The sequence below is a fragment of the Novosphingobium mathurense genome, from assembly GCF_900168325.1.
GTDB lineage: Bacteria > Pseudomonadota > Alphaproteobacteria > Sphingomonadales > Sphingomonadaceae > Novosphingobium > Novosphingobium mathurense.
In genome coordinates this window covers 43,963-63,525 of sequence record NZ_FVZE01000005.1, presented here as the reverse complement: position 1 = coordinate 63,525, position 19,563 = coordinate 43,963, and the positions used below count along the sequence as shown (strand labels likewise).

Below are 19,563 nucleotides of genomic sequence, written 5' to 3'. Positions count from 1 at the left end.
ATGAAACGGATCGCAGGCCCATGCTGAACCCGGCATTCGACCATTACAGCCATGAGGACGTGCGGCGGCTGATCGCCGAATATCCGCTCGCCTGGGTGCTTTGCCCGGGTGCGCCCGCGGCATCGGCCAGCCTGCTGCCGATGCTGGGGACATATGGCGAAGACGGCGCGCTCACCGGCCTTGTCGGCCACATGTCGCGCCGCAATCCTCTGCACGCACTGTTCGAACGCGAGGGCAAGGCCCAGTTCCTGTTCACCGGTCCCCAAGGCTATGTCTCGGCCGAACATGCCGGTCGCCGCAAGTGGGGGCCGACGTGGAACTACGCGCAAGCGCGCATCGAAGCCGATGTGCACATCGACGAGACGCTGACCGCGCAGGCCGTCGCGCGCCTTGTCTCCACCTGCGAGCAAGGGCGCGAGCAGCCCTGGAACGTTGCCGAACTGGAAGAGCGCTATACCGGCATGCTCGGCATGATCATCGGCTTCGAGGCGCGCGTCACCGCGCTCGATGCCACGTTCAAGCTGGGGCAGGACGAAAGCCCGGACGTGCTGGAGGCCATCCTTGCCAGCCACCCGGACGCCGATCTGCGGGAGTGGATGGAGGCGTTCAACCGGGACCGGCGCAAGTGAGGGCGTTCGACCTCGCCCATTGCCATGACACCGGACCGGCGGCCATACCGATGCAACACCGCAGCGGCCTGACGGGCCGCCAGCACACGGGGACATGATGCGCAAAGCACTCGCCGCCGCACTGCTTGCCACGGCGCTGGGCCTGCCCGGCGCGGCACTGGCAGATCTTCCGCTGAAGCCCGAGCGGGTGCTTACGCTCCATCCCGATCGCACGACATGGTCCTCGGTGACGGTTTCTCCCGATGGCGGCACGCTGGTTTTCGACGTGCTCGGCGATCTCTACACGATGCCTGCCAGCGGCGGGAAAGCGCTGCAGATCAGCGAGGGCCTGGCCTTCGATACGCAGCCCACCTTCTCGCCCGACGGGCGATGGATCGCCTTCACCAGTGACCGCAGCGGGTCGGAAAACATCTGGATCGCGCATGCTGACGGCTCGCAGGCCCGGCGCATTTCCGCCTTCGACGACGATACCGCGATGGCCTCGCCGACCTGGAGCGCCGACGGCAGGACAGTCTATGCCAGCCGCTACCGGCCCGACCTCAACAACTACGAGTTCTGGCGATTTCCCCTGACCGGCGCGGCCAGCCTGCTCGAACCGATCAAGCCGGCCAAGGACGCGCCACGTTCGGCTTGGCGGTCCACGCTCGGCGCGGCGGCGTCGCCCGACGGGCGATATCTCTACTATGCGCGCCGGATCGACGGGCTTGAATTCGACGTGCCGACAAAATGGACGATCCTGCGCCGTGACCTTGCCACCGGCAAGGAAGTGGAAGTGATCGCCGGATCGGGCGGACGCGGCACCGGGGAAGAGACGTTCTTCGCCCCGCACATCTCACCCGATGGCACCCAACTCGCCTACGTCACGCGGCGCGAGGGCCGCAGCTTCCTGCGCCTGCGCTACCTGAAAACCGGTGAGGACGTGGCCTTGGGCGAAACCGAGCTCGACGCGCTGCAAGCATCGTCATGGCAGGGCATGGTCCCGGGCATGGCCTTCACGCCCATCGGGGATGCCCTGATCCTCAGCCATGGCGGACGTTTCGAACGGCGCGCGATTGCCGACGGCAGCAGTCGGGCGATCGCGCGCAAGCTGACCGCGCGCGTCGCCCTCGGTCCCTCCACGCGCTTTGCGATCCACGAACCGACCGGCCCGGTCGAGGCGAAGCTGGCGATGGCCGCCGTACCCTCACCCGATGGGCAGCAGATCGCCTTTGCCGCGCTGGGATCGCTGTGGGTGCAGGATCTCGGCAGCGAGGTGGCACGGCGCCTGCCTTTCGATGCCGAATGCCCGGCGCAGATGGCATGGTCGCCCGATGGCAGGACCCTGACTTTCGTCACATGGTCCGAAGCCCAGGGCAGCGCGGTGTGGACCGCACCTGCCGATGGCAGCGGCGCGGCCAGACGGCTGACGCGCTTCCCCGCCTACTACCGCTTCCCGGTCTTCACGCCAGACGGGAGGCACCTGCTCGTCCTGCGCTCCTCGCTGGAAGAGCGGCGGCAGACCAACTTCGAATTCGGCTCCCTGCGCGAGAGCGAACTGGTCGAGCTGGACATCGACGGCAGCGGCCTTCGGATCATCGCACAGGGGAACTTCGGGGCGCGGCCGCACTTCGCGCGGACGGCACCGGGCAGCGTCTTCCTGCTCGATGCAGGCGGGCTTGCCCGGGTCGATATCGGCACCGGGAAAGTATCACCCGTCGCCCATGTCACCGGCCCGGCCTACTACTTCGTCGAAGGCAATGCCGACGTCGACGACATGCGCATCAGCCCCGATGGCAGCCATGTCGCGGCGATGATTGCGAACCGCCTGTACGTCCTGCCCACCCCCGCCGATCCGGCAAGGGAAGTGGACCTTACCGCCGCCGACAGCCCCGCGCATGTCCTGCCCGGCATGGGCGTCGACTGGTTCGAATGGAGCGGGGACCGTAGCCTCGACATGGTCAGCGGCACCCTGTTCACCCGCCGCGAGGCAACGGGCGGCAGCGAACTGGCCGCGATGCGCCTTCAAGCCGCATTGCCGCGCGCCGTCCCGCAAGGCTCGATCCTGCTGCGCGGCGCCACCGTCCTCACGATGGCGGACGGCGACAGGGCGATCGAGGATGCCGATGTCCTCGTGAGCGGGGACCGCTTCGTGAAGGTCGGCCCGAGCGGCAGCTTCGGCGTTCCTGCCGGCACCGTCATCCGCGACGTGACGGGCAAGTTCGTCGCCCCCGGGTACATCGACGTCCACGATCACATCGGCTCGATCCGGCGCAACAACCCGGCTCGTGAACTGTGGGGAATGCGCGCAAGGCTGGCCTACGGGGTCACCACCAGCTTCGATCCCTCGACGCTTTCGGTCGACCACCTCGACTACGAAGGCATGGTCGATGCCGGACTGATCCTCGCCCCGCGCATGCGCTCGACCGGCACGGCGGTGTTCTCACGCCAGCGCATCGCCTCACTCGACGATGCCCGGCGCGTTCTTTCGCGCTATTCGCAGGGTTATCGTCTCTCCAATCTCAAGGAATATCGCACCGGGAAGCGCGAAGTGCGCCAGTGGGTGGCCATGGCCGCGCGCGGGCAGCACCTGCTGCCCACCACTGAAGGCGCGCTTTCGCTCAAGTTAGACCTGACGCAGATCCTCGACGGCTATGCAGGCAACGAACACGCCCTGCCCGCCCCGCAGCTGGGCGACGACCTGATCCAGGTTCTCGTCGCCCAGCGTACGAGCTACACGACGACCCTCAGCATCACCAATAGCGGCTCTCCGGCGATGGACTGGTTCATCGCCCACGACGACCCGGTCGTCGATGACAAGATCCGGCGCTTCTGGTCACCCTCTGCCATCCGTCAGAAGCTGACCAGCGGGCGCGACTTCCATCCGCTGGAAGAAACGCGCTTTCGCGAGATCGCGCGCGATGCAGCCACGCTGGCCCAAGCAGGCGGACTGGTCGGCATGGGTTCGCACGGCGAGGCCCCCGGCATCGGCTATCACTGGGAAATGGAAGCGCATGCGCTCGGCGGCATGACGCCCGAAGCCGTGCTGCACGCAGCCACCGCGGGCTCTGCCGAGACGATCGGGCGGCTCGCCGATCTCGGGACGATCGAGCCGGGCAAGCTGGCCGACCTGGTGGTGCTCGACGCCGATCCGCGCCGCGACATCCGCAATGCCCGCGTGATCGATGCAGTCATGCGCGGCGGCTTCCTGTACGATGGAAACACGCTGCGCCCGCTCTGGCCGAATGCCGGGGAGGCGCCCCATGCCTGGTTCGAAGGGATGGACGCCGAACAGTGGCTACCCCTGCCCGAACCCCGGCGCCCCGACGAACCGGAGCACTGAGGCGGCAGCCACCCGTCCTCGACGTGAAGCGAGAAGGCGTCAGATGCTCAGGGTGATGCGCAGGCCCGCCGCCAATGCATCGTCCACCCCGGGCACAGCGCCGGGATCGATGACGTATTGCAGGTCGGGCTGGATGCTGAGCCATGGCGTGAGCGCCTTGGCGACCGTCAGTTCCAAGGCCGTCTCGGCGCGTGTCGACGGGTTGGCCGCGCGGTACTGCGTTGACGTGCGGGCATGGGCCAGGGCCGCTCCCAGTTGCCAGTCGCCGGGCAGGTCCAGCGTCACACCGCCCGAAAGGAAGGTGCCGAAGGGATTGACCGCCCCGCTCGCCACCCCGCCGCGTACGAAGGCACTGAGCTTGTGGTCGGCATTCTCGGACAGGATCATTTCGCCGCGCAGGTAGGCGCCCCGGCTCTTGCCCGAGCCCGTTCCGTCATGCCGGTCGAAATCTGAAGTGTAGCCCCAGGCCCCCGCCAGAATGCGCAGTGGTCCCTTCGACCAGTTCGCCTCGCCGATCAGCAGCGCGCCGTCGCCATGGCCCAGTTCGATCGCAGTGCGTTTGGGATGGTCGGGATCGCCCGGCACGCCGTCGAGCGCGGCAAAGCGCACGGTCAGCCCTTCGCCCAAATCTGCCTGAAGCCGCAGCGCGAGGCTCGTCAGCGGAAAGATCGAGGGACCGCTTTCGCCCGACTGGCTGATGTCGGTGCCGATACCGTGGGCGCTGCCGATGAACAGGGCACCGGCATCGAGCGCATCGAATTCCGAATTGAGATCGTAAAGCCCGACCTTCACCGAAGCACCCGGCGCAATGTCCTGCTCTATCCAGGCTTCGTAGAGGCGCAGGGCGCGCACTCCGGTCTCGATATTGCTGACGACCTGCGCATCGCCCGTCAGTTCGCTGAGCGAGCGGCCATTGTTGTAAAGAACATAGCCGAAGACCCGAGCGCCTTCCCAGCCTGCGGCGGCCTCCAGATCGAGTTCGGCAGTAACGTCCAGATTGTCGAGATACCGCCAGCCGCTGCCGGTCCCGCCCGAATTGTGCCAGACATCGGCAGTGTAAGCAGCGGCTATATCGAGCGGCGCCTCGGTCTGCTTCATTCGCTCGGCTTCACCCTGCCGCCGTTCGGTGGTGGTTTGCACCGGATGACCTGCATCGATCTCCTGCGCCCCGGTCTTTTCGGGCACGGCGAACAGGGCGGCGAACGCTGCGGCGCCAGTCCAGCAGACTCGTCTGTCGAGGAATGAAGTTTCAAGCATCCTGCATTGGCTACCTCGCACGCACTGGATCGTGGAACATCCAAGATTTTCGTAATGCGATGGTCCAATCCATCGACCGCCAGCCCGCAGGCCAAGTCGAGGGCTCGCCTTTTCGATGCCGCTGGCCTAAGCGCGCGGCAGGAACCTGCAGGAGGACGCCCAGATGTTCATCGCGATGAATCGCTTCCAGGTGATCCGGGGCGAGGAAGAAGGCTTCGAGACCATGTGGAAGAGCCGCGAGAGCTTTCTCCACGAGGTGTCCGGCTTCGTCGCCTTTTACCTGCTGCGCGGCCCCGAGGCCGAAGACCACACCCTGTACGCCACGCATACGGTATGGCAATCGAAGGCGGCCTTCGAAGGCTGGACGCGCTCCGAGGCGTTCTGCAAGGCTCATGCCGGAGCCGCATCCGCCAAGCCGCGCTACCTCGGCCCGCCGCGCTTCGAAGGGTTCGAGGCGATCCAGACCGTGAATGCCGATGGAGTGGTCAGCTGAACGAGGCCACCCTATTCCAGCGCATCGGCGGCGGCGACACCATCGACCGCCTTGTCGACGGCTTCTACGACCGCATGGAACGGATCGAGGAGGCGCGCACGATCCGCGCCATGCACCGCGAGGACCTTGAGCCGAGCCGGTCGATCCTCAAGCGCTACCTGACCGAATGGCTCGGAGGCCCGCAGGCCTATTCCAGCGAGCGCGGCCATCCGCGCATGCGCATGCGGCACATGCACGTCCCGATCGACAGCGCCGCGCGCGATGCCTGGCTGCTGTGCATGCGCGGTGCGCTGGACGAGACCGTATCGGGCGAAGCCGAACGCGCGGCGATCTACGAGGCAATGGCCAAGCTGGCCGACTGGATGCGCAATACGGACGATTCGCCGGCTTGACTTCGTTTCGGCCCAAGGCCGGAACTCGCGCAACGATTCCAGAAAATCATCCTTAATGCGCGGATAACGTATCGATTGCGCGCACCTGCGTGCTTTTTGCGCTACTACAACACAGATGCAAGCGCGCACCAGGTGATAAAAATCACTTATTACCGGGCTTTAACAAATAGCGTGTTGCGGTCTACAATGCATCGCACTTATTGGCCACGACGTTCGGCGATGGGGTTTACGCCGCGACTGGTCAAGTTCCGCATCAAGTCGTCGATGCGGGAATACATGACGAATTACTGGGGGGATTTGAGGTGCGCACGTTTCGGTCGATCTTGGCTGTCGCTGCACTTGCCGTCCCGGCAGGTGCCAGTGCGGCTGCGCCCGCCTTGCTTCGCCCTTCGGCGGAGGAAAGCTTCCCGATCGGCAATGCCGGCCCGGCCTGCGAGGTGCAGGGCACCGCGATGGGCGACCAGCGCCGCTCCATATTCGACCGCAGGTGGGTGATCCTGTGCGCCGACGTTTCCCGTGCGGTCGGCACTGCCTACACATTTCGCGACAAGGCCGATGTGCTGCAGCGCGTGGCGGCAGGACGCACCGACATGCTCGATTGCCCCGCAGGCAGCGAGGCGCCGGGCGTGCAGGGACTGACCTGTACCGACAGCAAGTCCGGCCTAGAATGGCGTATCTACGTTCAGGAAACCGAGCGGGGCACGGTCGCTGTAGAAGGGCTGGCAGCCTATGACGACGCACTGCGCCTGACCTTGCGCTCGCTTGTCGCCGACCGCGTCGTCGAGGGACCGATCTCGATCGCCAACCTCGGTGCCAGCGACAGCCTGAGCCTTGCCCGCGCCCGCGCCGAGAACAGCGACCCCGGCCTGCTGCTCGGACAGGGCTATCGCGGCAACAGCGCCGGCTCCTATGCCGAAGCGGCCGAATTCTTCGCCGCCGCCCCTGCGATCCTGGCCGACACCACGCAGGTCGGCGTCGTCTCGCACGAGGCGCAGATCCACGAAGCGCTGGTCAACCGCGCCCTCCAGCTGTCCAATCTCGGCGCTTTCGGCCAGGCCCGGCGCAATTTCGCCGAGGCGGAGGAAATGGGCCTGCGCGATCCGGTCCAGACCCGCCTCGCCCGCAACTATGCCGCGATCGATGCCCTCAACCGGGGCGCCCCGAAAGAGGCGCTGGAAATCCTGTCGCGCGACGTTCCGCCCTTCATCGCGGCCGCCACCGACGACGGTGCGCTCAACATCGACCGGCAGACCGCAGCCAGTCTCAACGGTGCCGCAGGGGCCAGCCTGACCGCCCTGCTCGGGCAGCCGACCCGCCTTTCGCCGCAGGACCGGGCCGCCGTTATCGACGCACAGGCGCTGCAACTGCGCGGCACTGCGCTGCGCCTCGACGGCAAGCCCGACGAAGCGCGCGAGGTGCTCTCGCAAGCCTATGCCAATGCGATGAAGGTGCAGGACGGCCGAATCATCTCGATCACTCGCCTGCGCGCGCAGATCATGTCCGAACTGGCGCTGGGCTACGAGGCGCAGGGTCGCTACGGCGAGGCCGAAAGCAACCTGCGCGGTGCGCTCGAGCTTGTCGAGACGACTTACCCGGACAGCGCCTCGGTCCATGTCGTGAGCGCCCGGCTCGCCGGCTTCCTTGCCCGTCGCGGCAAGGCCGACGAAGCGCTGACGATCTATCGCGGCGTGATTGCCGACGTCGAACGCGACCAGGGGGTGCTGGTCGGCATGGAACACCTCATGCGGCCCTACTTCGACCTGCTGGCAGGCGAAGCCACGCAGGCCCCCGCGCGGGTTGAAGAGCTGTTCACGGCGAGCCAGTTGCTTCAGCAGCCCGGCGCAGCGGAAACGCTGACCCAGCTTTCGCGCCAGCTGGAAGGCGGCTCCGACGACGCCGCGGGGCTCTATCGCCGCTCGCTCGGCATCTCGCGCGAGCTGGAGCGCACCCGCGTCGAGATCGCCCGTCTCTCCGCCGCGCAGCAGCCGGGCGAGAGCGATGCCCAGCTCGACGCGCTGCGTGCCCGGCGCGACCAGCTTGCCGGTGCGCAGCTCGAGGCGATGGACGCGCTCGCCAAGTTCCCGCGCTACCGGGCCGTCGCCCAGCGCACGGCCTCGGTGGAGCAGTTGCGCGCGTCGCTGAAGCCGGGTGAAGGCTACTTCAAGCTCGCCCAGCTGGCCGGTTCGCTTTACGGCGTGCTCATCACGCCGACGCAGGCGCGCGGCTGGAAAGTCGCAATGAGCGCGCGCGAGGCAGAGGACGCGGTCGACACCCTGCGCGATTCCATCTCGCTGACGATCAACGGGGTTCAGTCCACCTACCCCTTCGACATCGACACCGCAGTCACTCTCGACAAGGCACTGCTCGGCCCTGCGCGCAGCGAGATCGAAACGCTCTCGCACCTGATCTTCGAGCCGGCGGGCGCGATGCTCAAGCTACCGATCAACCTGCTGACCGACGATGCCAGGGGCGTTGCCGCCTACCATGCCAGGGTCAAGGCCGGAGGCGACGAGTACGACTTCACCGGGATCGACTGGCTGGGACGCGACCGCGAGGTATCGACCGCGCTTTCCGCCGCCAGCTTCCGCGACGCCCGCGCCGCGCCGCGATCGGTGGCCAAGAAGGAGTACCTGGGCCTGGGCAACAACGTCCCGCTCGGCCCGGTCAGCGTGCGTCCCGGCATCCGCTCGGGCGAGGGCGCGGCGATCGATGCAGACTGCGCCTGGCCGCTTTCAACCTGGAACCAGCCGATTTCTCCGCGCGAGCTGAACGAGGCCGCCAGCCTGCTTTCGGGCGGCACCGATCTGATGACCGGCGCGAACTTCACCGACGAGGCGATCATGGCCCGACCCGACCTCGGCGCCTTCCGGATCGTCCACTTCGCCACCCACGGCCTCGTCACCGCTCCGCGCGTGGGCTGCCCGGTACGCCCGGCCCTGCTCACCTCCTTCGGCGATTCCCGGTCGGACGGCCTGCTGTCCTTCCGAGAGATCTTCGACCTTCGCCTCGACGCCGACCTCGTGATCCTCTCGGCCTGCGACACCGCGGCGGGTGCCGGTCTGGAGGCAACGCGAGAAGCCGGTCTTGCCACCGGCGGCGGCGAGGCGCTGGACGGCCTCGTGCGTGCCTTCATCGCAGCGGGCGGTCGTCAGGTGATCGCCAGCCACTGGCCCGCGCCCGACGATTTCGATGCGACCGAGCGGTTGTTCAACGGCTTCTACAAGGCCAAGAACGCCTCGATCGGCAATGCCCTGCGTGCCTCGCAGACCAGCCTGATGGACGATCCGCTAACCTCGCATCCCTATTACTGGGCAGGCTTCGCCATCGTCGGCGACGCGGCGCGGCCGGTCCCGGCGCACTGAGCGCGGCACGGTCATGGCAAGCACACCGGTCACAACGGCGCAACCACCCACCGCCACCCTGCTGCGCAAGGGCTGGCGCAAGGTGCGCGCTGCCAGCAAGCGGCAGATGGCCGCCACCGTGATGCTGGTTGTGATCGGCGTGATCCTGGCCCGTTTCAGCTGGGACATCCCGGTCGTCGGCGATGCCGAGGACTCGCTCTACGATTTGCGCAGCTTCGTCCTGGCCCCGCAGGTCGACCAGGACCAGCGCATCCAGATCGTCGCCTATACCGACCAGACGCTGATCAACGCCAAGAAGCGCTCGCCGCTCGATCGCGGGATGCTTGCCACAGCGCTGCGCACGCTCGACGCGATGGGCGCCAAGGCCATCGGCATCGACATCCTCTTCGACCAGCCGCAGGACGAGGACGCCGAACTCGTCCAGACGCTGCGCGCAATGCACACGCCCACGTTCGTCGCCTATGCCGATCAGGCGACCAACAAGGATGACATCAACTACGAGCAGCAGCAGTACCTGAAGAGCCTGCTCGACCAGCTCAAGGGCAGCAATGCGCGCCCGGCCAGCATTCGCCTGAGCAACTACCAGGGCGCGACGCGCGTCTGGCCTTCGCTCGAAGCGGGCCTGCCGCCACTGCTCGGGCGCGCCATGGTCGCCGCGGGCGGCACCGGGCAGGAAAGGGCCTTTGCCGGCTATACCGGATCGATCCGCTACCGCCGTGCCGACAGCGACGCTCCGGTCTTCTCGTCGATCCCCATCGACCTGTTCGCCTCGCTCGACGATCCCGAGATGGCCGCCGCCTTCGCCGCGCAGGTCCAAGGCCGCTATGTGCTGATCGGCGGCCAGATCATCGATACCGACCAGGTCACCACCACCCTGACCAGCTATACCGGCACCACTGTCCCCGGGATCGAGGTCCATGCCGCGATGATCGCGCAGATGCTCGACGGCGCACGCCGGACACCGGTTTCAGGCTGGGAGCGCTGGGCGGTCGGGCTCATCTTCATCTTCGCGGCGTCGCTGACCGCCCTGCTGGACGGCCGGACCTGGAAGATCGTTCCGCTGTTCATCCTCCAGCTGGCGATGATGATCGGCCTGCCCTTCTACCTCGAAGCCTCGGGCGTCGAGACTTACGGCACCCCTGCCTTCGGCTGGATCGCCGGCTGGATCCTCGCCTTCATCGGCGTGTCGAGCGCGGTGCGCGCGTCCGGCGCGGTCGAGCGGCGCTTCGCGCAGGACGCGCTGGGCAAGTACCTGCCAACCGACATCGCGCAGGAAATCATCGACAACCCGGAGCGCCTGACCCTCTCGGGCAGCAAGCGCGAACTCTACATCCTGTTCAGCGACCTCGAGGGCTTCACCAAGCTGTCGCACCAGCTTGAGCCGGAAGTCGTCGCCAAGCTGCTCAACGAATATCTCGACAAGCTGACCACGGTGGTCCTCGAGCACGGCGGCATCGTCGACAAGTACGTGGGCGACGCCGTCGTCGCCTTCTGGGGCGCACCTATCGCCCGGCCCGACGACGCCCAGAAGGCTGCGAAATGCGCTTATGCCATGTGGCAGGCCGGCGAGAAATTTCGCCATTCGATCGATCCCTCGCTGCCGCCGATCGGCCGCACCCGCGTCGGCCAGCACTTCGGCGAGGCAGTGGTCGGCAACTTCGGCGGCGAGCGGCGCATCCAGTACACCGCGCTCGGCGATGCAATGAACACCGCGGCCCGCCTCGAATCCGCGAACAAGTCGCTGGGAACCTCGGTCGTCGCCAGCGGCGAGTTCGCCGAGCGCTCGGGCCTCGACTGGTGGCGCCCGCTGGGCCGCGTGGTCCTGCGCGGCCGGGCCAAGCCGGTCGACATCTTCGAGCCCGCTCCCGATTTTCCCGCCGCCGATCGCGAGGCGCTGGCCGATGCCGTCGCCCTGATCGACAGCGACCCGGCCGCCGCCGCCGACCGCATCGATGCGCTTGCCAACGCCCACCCGGACGACCCGGCCTTGCGCAATCTCTCGGAACGAACCCGTAAACTGGAAGGGAACAGGGCCTATGTCCTCGGATAAGCGCCACCGCACCAACCGCGCCGCACTGCGCGGCATGACCGCCATCGTCCTGATGGCCCTGCCCGCCACGGCAATGGCCGGCATCGTCGTCGCGTCCAGCGGCCCCTCGGCGAAGTCCTACCCGCCGGGCACCAAGCTGCCGGACGATGCCGAGATCACGCTCAAGGCATCGGACAGCGTGACCATCCTCGACAAGCGCGGCACCCGTGTCCTGCGCGGGGCCGGTACCTTCCCGGTCGGCTCCAGCACCGGCCCCAGCCGCACAACGACGTTCGTTGCACTGACCACCCAGCGCAGTGCCAGCCGGGTCCGGACCGGGGCCGTTCGCGGCAGCGGCCCGGACGGCAAGCCCCTGCGCCCCAACCTGTGGTACGTCGACGTCACCAGCCCCGGCCCGGTCTGCGTCGTCGATCCGGCCGAAGTGCGCGCCTGGCGGCCCAGCAATGAAGGCAACGAAAGCTACAGCGTCAAACCGGCTGACGGCGGCAGCGCCACGACGCTCGCCTTCCAGACCGGCTCGATGGTCGCGCCATGGGAAGTCGCTACGCCAGTGGCCGACGGGGCTTCCTACGTCATTTCGCGCAGGGGCCAACCGGACGTGAAGGTGACGTTCGAGCTGATGCCGGAAATCGACTACGCGCCCGAAGACCTTGCCGAGGCGCTTCTGGCCAAGGGCTGCGAGAGCCAGGTTTCGCTGCTGGCCAGCTCGCTGGCCCTGCCGACCGACTGAGCGCGCGGCACACAGGGGTAAGGGTTCCGGACGGGCCCTGACATGAAGGATTTGCCGGACAGAGAGGTCCGGCCGGGGGAATGAGAATGAGGGCGATTGCGATCGCGGATCTGAAACGGAATTGCGGCGCGCGAAGCGGTTCGCTGCGGCGGAGCATGATGCTCGGCCCGGCGATCGCGGCGGCCGCGTTCCCGCTGGCGGCACGGGCACAGACTGCCGCGCCGGCGCCCCAGCCACAGACACGCGAATCCCTCGATCCCGGCCGCGTCCTCGACCGGTTGCCCGCGCCGCGTCCGCGCCTCGATGTCGAAAGCCAGATCGAGCGCGGCCCCTGCCCGCTGGCCGACCCGGCCTTCGCCCAGACCCGCGTCACTTTCTCCCGCGTGAACTTCGCGCATCTCGAGGCCGTCGACCCCAGCGTACTGGACGACACCTGGAGTGACATGGCCGGGCAGGACCTGCCCGTTGCCGCCCTGTGCGAAGTGCGCGACCGCGCCGCTACGGCCCTGCGCGAAATGGGCTACCTCGCCGCCGTGCAGATCCCGCCGCAGCGGATCGAAAAGGGCGGCCAGGTTCAGATGGACGTGCTCGTCGCGCGACTGGTCGAAGTGCAGGTTCGCGGCGATGTCGGCGCCAACGACAAGGCAATTGCGGCGCACTTGGCCCACCTGACAGAACAACCCTGGTTCAACACCCACGTCGCCGAACGCCAGCTCCTGCTGCTGGGCGACATGCCCGGTTACCAGGTCCGCCTCACCCTCAAGCCGGCGCGGGGCACGCCCGGCGACGTCATTGGCGACGTCGTCGTGCGCCGCGAGCCCTTCGAACTTGTCGGCGGCATCCAGAACCTGGGTTCCAGGGCGGTCGGGCGCGAAGGCGGCTTTATCCAGGCCACCTTCAACGGCGTGACCGGCCTGGCCGACCGCACCACCGTGAGCCTGTTCAACACGTTCGATTTCAAGGAACAGACGGTCCTGCAGGCGACCCACGACTTCGCGCTGGGGGCCAGCGGGCTGCGCGTGGGCGGCAGCCTGCTGTGGGGCCGCAGCGAGCCGTCGGGCGCCCTGCCCTTCGAAAGCGATACGATCGCCGCCGACATCGGGGTGAGCTATCCCCTGATCCGCAAGCGCGCCGTCTCGCTGAAGGCCGCAGGCGGCCTCGAGATCGTCAATCAGGACATCGATTTCGCGACCACGCCGCTGACCCGCGACCACTTGCGCGTACTCTATGCCCGCCTTGCCGCCGACACCGCAGATGGCGCGAGCCTCGTCGGCCATGGCGGCTATACCGCCGCCGAGCCGCGCTGGCGCCTTGGGGTGCAGGTCGAGGCCCGGCACGGGCTCGACGCGCTGGGCGCCAGCCGCGACTGTTCGCCGCTCAGCAACTGCCTGACGCCGCACGTTCCGATCAGCAACCTGCTGGCCGATCCCAGCGCCTTCGTGCTGCGGGCAGAGGCCACGGCCGAATTCCGCCCCGTGCCCAAGCTGGCCCTCGCCGTCTCGCCCCGCGCGCAATATTCGCCCGACCGTCTGCTGTCCTACGAACAGTTCAGCATCGGCAACTACACCGTAGGGCGCGGCTTCGATCCCGGCACAGTGCTCGGCGACAGCGGCATCGGCTCCTCCTTCGAGCTGCGCTACGGCGGCATCGCCCGTGCAGTCGACAAGGCCCTTGCGGTGCAGCCCTATGCCTTCCTCGATGCCGCGCGCGCCTGGCGCCACGGCAGCGACGGACAGAGCGCCTATTCGGCGGGCGGCGGCCTGCGGGCACGCTGGGGCGGCGCCATCGACGCCAACCTGTCACTCGCAGTTCCATTGAGACGCGCCGGATTCCAACAGGAACGCGGCGATGTACGCGTGCTTTTCACAATTAGGGCACGGCTCTGGCCGCAGGATCCGTCATGACCAAGAAGCCCCTCACCGCCATCGCCCGCCAGCACCGCGCCTCGCTCTCCGGGGCGAGCCTCTCCGCGCTGGTCCTCGCCATCGCCGCCCCGACTCCGGCTCAGGCGCAGTCCTTCCAGGGCACCGGGACGGTCAACTCGGGTATCGCCTCCATCGTCGACGGCGCCGGGACGACCGATGTCTTCATCGGCTCCACCGAAGTCGTGATCGACTGGACGACGAACGATCCGGGCGGTACCGGCAACGTCATCTTCCAGACAGGCGGGACCACCGCCAACTTCACCGATTCCGGCTTCAGCGGCACCGACTACACGGTGCTCAACCGGATCGTGCCCGTCGATGGCACGGGCAATCCCACGAGTTCGACGATCCAGTTCGACGGCACCGTGAACAGCACCCTGGCCGGCGCGACCGGCGGCAATGTCTGGTTCTATTCGCCCAATGGCGTGATCGTCGGCTCGACCGCCACCTTCAACGTCGGCGGGCTGGTGCTCACCACCAATCCGATCGACACGACCGGCGGTCTTTACGGTCCCACCGGCCAGATCCGGTTCGCCGGAGCGGCAGGATCGCTGGCCCCGGTGACGATCCGGAACGGCGCGCAGATCAACGCCCTGCTCAACCCGCAGGCACCGACCAATGCGGCCTACGTCGCCCTCGTCGCCCCCCGCATCGAGCAGGGCGGTACCGTGCGTTCGGACGGTTCGATCGCCTATGTCGCGGCCGAAGTGGCGGACATCACGATCAACGCCGGCCTGTTCGACATCAATGTCACCACCGGCACCACCGATGCCAACGGCGTGGTCCATACCGGATCGACGGGCGGCGCGGCCTCGACCGGCAGCACCGATGTGCAATCGATCTACATGGTCGCGATGGGCAAGAACGACGGCCTGACGATGCTGCTGAGCGGCGGGATCGGCTACGACGCGGCGGCCGTGGCGACCAGCGACGGCAGCTCGGTCGTCCTCTCGGCGGGGCATGGCATCGGTTTCGACGCCGCAAGCCCCTTCACCGCGACCGCCAACATCGCCATCGGCGATGCGCAGTTCACTTCGGTCACGACAGCCTCGGCAACCGACACGATCACCGTCGCGCCGACCACCCTGACGCAGTTCGACCGTTTCACGACGCTCAATGCCATCAACCTCGTCCGGCTCGATGCGCTGGGCGGTGCCCAGATCGTCGCCAACGACACGACCGGCCTGCCTTCGGACCTGCAGTTCCCACCCTTCGGCATTGCCTATGCGCTGGACGTCAATGCGGGCTACGCCGACCAGGGCGGCGCGGTCGCCGTCAATGTCGACGGAGGCGGCGCGCTGACGGCGGCGGGACGCATTCGCCTGCGCGCGATCGGCGATGCCACAAGTACGGCAGCGCTATCCGCCAACGGCACGGGCGGCAGCGTCGCCATCGGCCTGGGTGCCGGGTCGATTACCACGCCCAATCTCGAAATCGACGCCAGTGGCTACGGCCAGAACGTTGCCGTCGGCACAGGCGGTAATGGCACCGGCGGCAGCGTCAGCATCGTCAGCGCCGGAACACTCGCGGCAGACAGCCTGCGTGCCAGCGCCAGCGGCGCGGGCGGCAGCGGCGATACCGGCGGAAACGGTCAGGGCGGCTCGATCCAGCTCACCGCCACCGGCGGCGGCACGGTACCCGCGAGCAATTTCAGCCTCGACGCTTCGGGCGACGGCGGCGACGGCGTGGCGCTGGGCGGCAACGGTATCGGCGGCCAGGTCGGCCTGCTCGTCGCGAGCAGCGGGACGATCGGTTCGGGCACCAGTTTGTTCATCGATTCCGTGGGTTCCGGCGGCTATTCCGACGTGACCGGCGGAGACGGCACCGGCGGCGGCATCACCATGGCCGATACCGGCGGCACCCTGAACTTCGGCAGCATAGGCCTGAACGCTTCGGGCTACGGGTCCGGATCGAGTGGCAATGGCGGCGACGGCTTCGGTGGTTCGATCCTCGTATCGCTTGCGGGCAATGCGCAGAACTGGGACAGCCTTCGCCTTGAAGCCAGCGCGCACAGCGGCGAAAGCTTCGGCGGCGGCGTTTCCGGCAATGCGACGGCCGACCTCGTCAATGGCGCGCGGCTCGACATTCAGGGCGTCGCGCTCAACGTGGCTTTCAACCTCGACGTCACAGCCGATGCCTACACCACCGCAAACAGCGCTTCGGGTGGGTTCGCGCGCGCTGGCAGCGCAGTGGTCAATGTCGGGGCGGGCGGCTCGCTCACAACCGGTTCGGACGCCACCATCAGCGCCAATGCCGGGTTCGAAGTGGAAAGTTCCGCCAGCAGCTCGGTCTTTTCTCCCGACATGTTCGGAGGCAATGCCGCGTTGACGATCGATAACGGCTCGGTGTCGCTGCCCAGCCTCCTGGTCGAGGCGTACGCCACGACGACCGGAGGGACCTCGGGCGCAGGCACCGCCACAGGCGGCACCGCGACCGTCTCGGTAGCCAACAACGGCAGCCTCGTCGTCGATGCAGCACTGGCTTCCTTCTCAACCGCACGGACCGGTCTCACCGTCCTTGCCGGAGCGGACGGCACTTACCTCGACCCGTTCGCCTCGCCCGGCGCCGACCAGTATGGCGCCGCGGCGCAGGGCGGTACGGCCAGCCTCCTGCTCAACGGCGGCACGGTGACCCTGGCCGACCCGGCGCAAGTCGACGCCAGCGCCTTCGGCGGAACATTCACTTCGGTCGGCGGCGCGGATTCGCTGGGCAACGGCACCGGCGGCACCGCGCAGGTCGCGGTCAGTGGCGGCACGATGACGGTAGCCTCGACGCTCTCCGTCCTGGCCGAAGGAACCGGCGGCGGCGTAACCGGCGGCGCCAAGGGCGGGAATGGCACTGGCGGACTTGCCGCAGTCGATGTCTCTGGCGGCGCGCTCATCGTCAACGGCACCGGAATCTCGGTAAACGCCAACGGCTCGAGCCTCGGCGTCGACCCAGCCGCCAACGGCAGCAGTGGCGACGGTACGGGCGGACAGGCACGGCTTGCGGGCTCGGGCGGCACCATCACTGTCGCCGGAGTCACCCAGGTCACTGCCCGCGGTCTTGCCGGCGCGGCCGGACTGGGCGGCATCGGCGGCGACAGCACCGGAGGCCTTGCCGTGCTGTCCGGCAGCGGCGGCGGCACCGTAACCCTCAACGGGCTCGTCTCGGTCCTTGCAGACGGCATCGGCGGCAACGGCTCCGTGGCGGGCGCACTGGGCGGCAATGCCTTCGGCGGCAGCGCCAGTGCCGGGCAACAGGGCACGGGCACGATGACCGTGGGCACCGACCTGCTTGTCGACGGCTCCGCGACCGGCGGCGCCAACAGCGTCGATTCCCTGACACAGGGCCTGGCAACCGGCGGCAGCGCCGGCCTCGCCTCGGAAGGGGGCGCTCTCGACGTGGTGGGCAATGCCGTCCTCACCGCGGATGCAACGGGCGGGACCAATCCCGGCGGCACCGCGCCGCCGACCGTCGCGGGCTTCCTCAAGATCGGAAGCTCGGCAGCCACCCCAAGCGGGGCGCTCACCGTCTTCGGGACCTTCAGCGCAACCGCAACCGGCGACACCGCCCGGTCCGATGGCCAGGGACTCTATCTGCGTACGGCCGACGCGAAGATCTCGGTCGTGGGCGACACGACCTTCACCACCACCGGCGATGCCCTCTTCGACATTCTCGGCACCGGCAGCCTCGATTCCGGCGGCCCGCTGACGATCACCTCGACGCAGGGTCAGATCACCGGCACCGGCCTGATCACCAGCGCCGGCAACATGCTGATCGACGGCGCGACCGGTATCGATCTCGGCAGCCTGACCTCGGGCGGGACCACCGGCCTGTTCTCCGCGCTTGGCCCGGTGAACGTCGCCGACCTGCTCTCGACCGGACCGGTGACTGCAAGCGGCACGTCGCTCGACATTGCCTCAAGCGGCAGCCTTGCCTTCGCCGATGCCACCGCGACGGCTGGAAACCTCGCGATCCAGACACAGGGCGATCTCGATATTGCCACGGCCAGCGCAACTGGCAGCGTCGACCTTGCGAGCGCTGCCGGGGCGTTCTCGAACACCGGCGCCGTCACCGGTGCCGGCATTGCGATTGCCGCCGGACAAGACATCGCGGCAAACGGCGCCCTCACCTCCAGCGCCGACCTGACCGTCGATGCAGGAGCCAATGCATCGATCGCCGGCAATGCAGTTGCAGCCGGTCTGCTGGCCATGAGCGCAGGACAGACCCTGACCATCGACGGTTTTGCCGTCGGCGGCACGATGACGGCGACCTCGCAGGATATCGTCATCGGTCCGACTGCGCAGTTGGGCCAGCGCGGACGGACGACCAGCGTCACTTTCACCAACAGCAACGGCGCCAATACCAGCACGATCGGCGGCGCGGCGGCTGGCGGCTACAGTCTCGACAACACAGAGCTGCAGCAGGTCTTCGCCGACAATGCGATTGCCATTGTCGTCCAGTCCGGCACCGGCGCAGTCCAGGTCGGCGACCTCACGCTGGGCTTCGGCACCGGTCAGGCGATCGGCACGGGCGGGACGCTTTCATTAACGTCGAACGGACGCATTTCGGTAATCGGGAACGTCGCGCTCACCACTTCCGGCGCATTCGATACGTTCGCCCTGATCGCGCCAAGGGTGGACGTCGCGACGGATCTGGGCGCAATCGCCTTGGCAAACGCCAATGGCGGCGCACAGGGCATCCTGCGGGTCACGGCCGACCGGTTCACCGCCGCCACCTCTAGTGTCATCGGCCAGGTCGACACCGCAACGGATATCACCGCGATCGACGGCCTGATGGGTCAACCGGCTGCGAGTTCGGCAGGCGGCCTGCTGGCCGGATCGATCGAGGCGAGCGTCACCGACGGCATCTTCATCCAGAACCTGGGCACCACCACCGCATTTGCCGACCGGCGCGGCTTCACCGCCAATGCCCTTTCGATCACGACCGCGGGAACCGGCACGCGAATCGTCGTGAACGGGGTGCTGATCGATTCGGCCGGAAATGCGCTGACCGGCCTCGATACCGTGTCCCTAGTTACCGTGAACGGCAATGCGGCGGCGCCGGGTGGACCGTTCAACCCGCTCTCGACGGTTAACGGGTGCGTGATCGGGCTACCCTGTACCTTGTTGCAACCCGGCATTGGGCTCGAAACAATCGTCCGCACCAAGACGGATATCGAACATCCGGTAACGCCTGAAAATAATGTCGGCGCACTACTTTCACCGCCGCCAATCCAAATTAACGTGGATTTGCCGGAACTTGTACGTAACCTTACGTTGCCCTTGGTCGATGAGCCGGTTACAGGGGTTGGCAACGAGGATCTATGGGGCGATAGCTGTTCTCCGGACACGGAGGGCTGCGTAGGGGGGCAATCCAAGTGACCCATTCGGGGGTAATCGGAACCGGACTTCGCGCGCGGGC

General features: G+C 67.6%; 10 protein-coding genes. 9 read left to right on the top strand and 1 reads right to left on the bottom strand.

The window, feature by feature from the left end; translation table 11 throughout:
- Positions 1-20: 20 nt before the first annotated feature.
- On the top strand, positions 21-629 hold the full coding sequence (locus B5483_RS15190) for an FMN-binding negative transcriptional regulator (RefSeq protein WP_079731040.1): 609 nt from the start codon (positions 21-23) through the stop codon (positions 627-629).
- Between the two features lie 94 nt (positions 630-723).
- Positions 724-3,948 (top strand): amidohydrolase family protein, encoded by a 3,225-nt coding sequence (locus tag B5483_RS15185; protein ID WP_079731039.1) that lies wholly within the window; start codon positions 724-726, stop codon positions 3,946-3,948.
- A 39-nt stretch (positions 3,949-3,987) separates the two neighbouring features.
- Here the strand turns inward: B5483_RS15185 and B5483_RS15180 are convergent, their stop codons facing one another.
- A complete protein-coding gene (locus tag B5483_RS15180) occupies positions 3,988-5,205 on the bottom strand; it encodes a carbohydrate porin (RefSeq protein ID WP_079731038.1) in 1,218 nt (405 codons plus the stop codon).
- Between the two features lie 163 nt (positions 5,206-5,368).
- Here B5483_RS15180 and hmuQ point away from each other — a divergent pair, with 163 nt between their 5' ends.
- From hmuQ to B5483_RS15145, 7 genes are all read left to right on the top strand, one after another.
- Complete coding sequence (gene hmuQ, locus B5483_RS15175; RefSeq protein ID WP_079731037.1) at positions 5,369-5,698, top strand: heme-degrading protein HmuQ; 330 nt, start codon at positions 5,369-5,371, stop codon at positions 5,696-5,698.
- Positions 5,587-6,090, top strand: a complete 504-nt coding sequence (locus B5483_RS15170; RefSeq protein WP_245829319.1) for a group II truncated hemoglobin — start codon at positions 5,587-5,589, stop codon at positions 6,088-6,090. Before hmuQ ends, B5483_RS15170 begins: the two co-directional genes overlap by 112 nt.
- A gap of 323 nt (positions 6,091-6,413) precedes the next feature.
- A complete protein-coding gene (locus tag B5483_RS15165) occupies positions 6,414-9,452 on the top strand; it encodes a CHAT domain-containing protein (RefSeq protein WP_245829281.1) in 3,039 nt (1,012 codons plus the stop codon).
- A 13-nt stretch (positions 9,453-9,465) separates the two neighbouring features.
- Positions 9,466-11,502 (top strand): adenylate/guanylate cyclase domain-containing protein, encoded by a 2,037-nt coding sequence (locus tag B5483_RS15160; protein ID WP_054946167.1) that lies wholly within the window; start codon positions 9,466-9,468, stop codon positions 11,500-11,502.
- Entirely contained in the window at positions 11,489-12,232 is a 744-nt protein-coding gene (locus tag B5483_RS15155) for a hypothetical protein (RefSeq protein WP_079731035.1), read from the top strand. The genes B5483_RS15160 and B5483_RS15155 overlap by 14 nt, the downstream gene beginning before the upstream one ends.
- 155 nt (positions 12,233-12,387) lie before the next feature.
- Positions 12,388-14,136: a ShlB/FhaC/HecB family hemolysin secretion/activation protein gene (locus B5483_RS15150; RefSeq protein WP_079731171.1), complete on the top strand. Its 1,749-nt coding sequence runs from the start codon at positions 12,388-12,390 to the stop codon at positions 14,134-14,136.
- On the top strand, positions 14,133-19,523 hold the full coding sequence (locus B5483_RS15145; RefSeq protein ID WP_079731034.1) for a beta strand repeat-containing protein: 5,391 nt from the start codon (positions 14,133-14,135) through the stop codon (positions 19,521-19,523). Before B5483_RS15150 ends, B5483_RS15145 begins: the two co-directional genes overlap by 4 nt.
- Positions 19,524-19,563 lie beyond the last annotated feature (40 nt).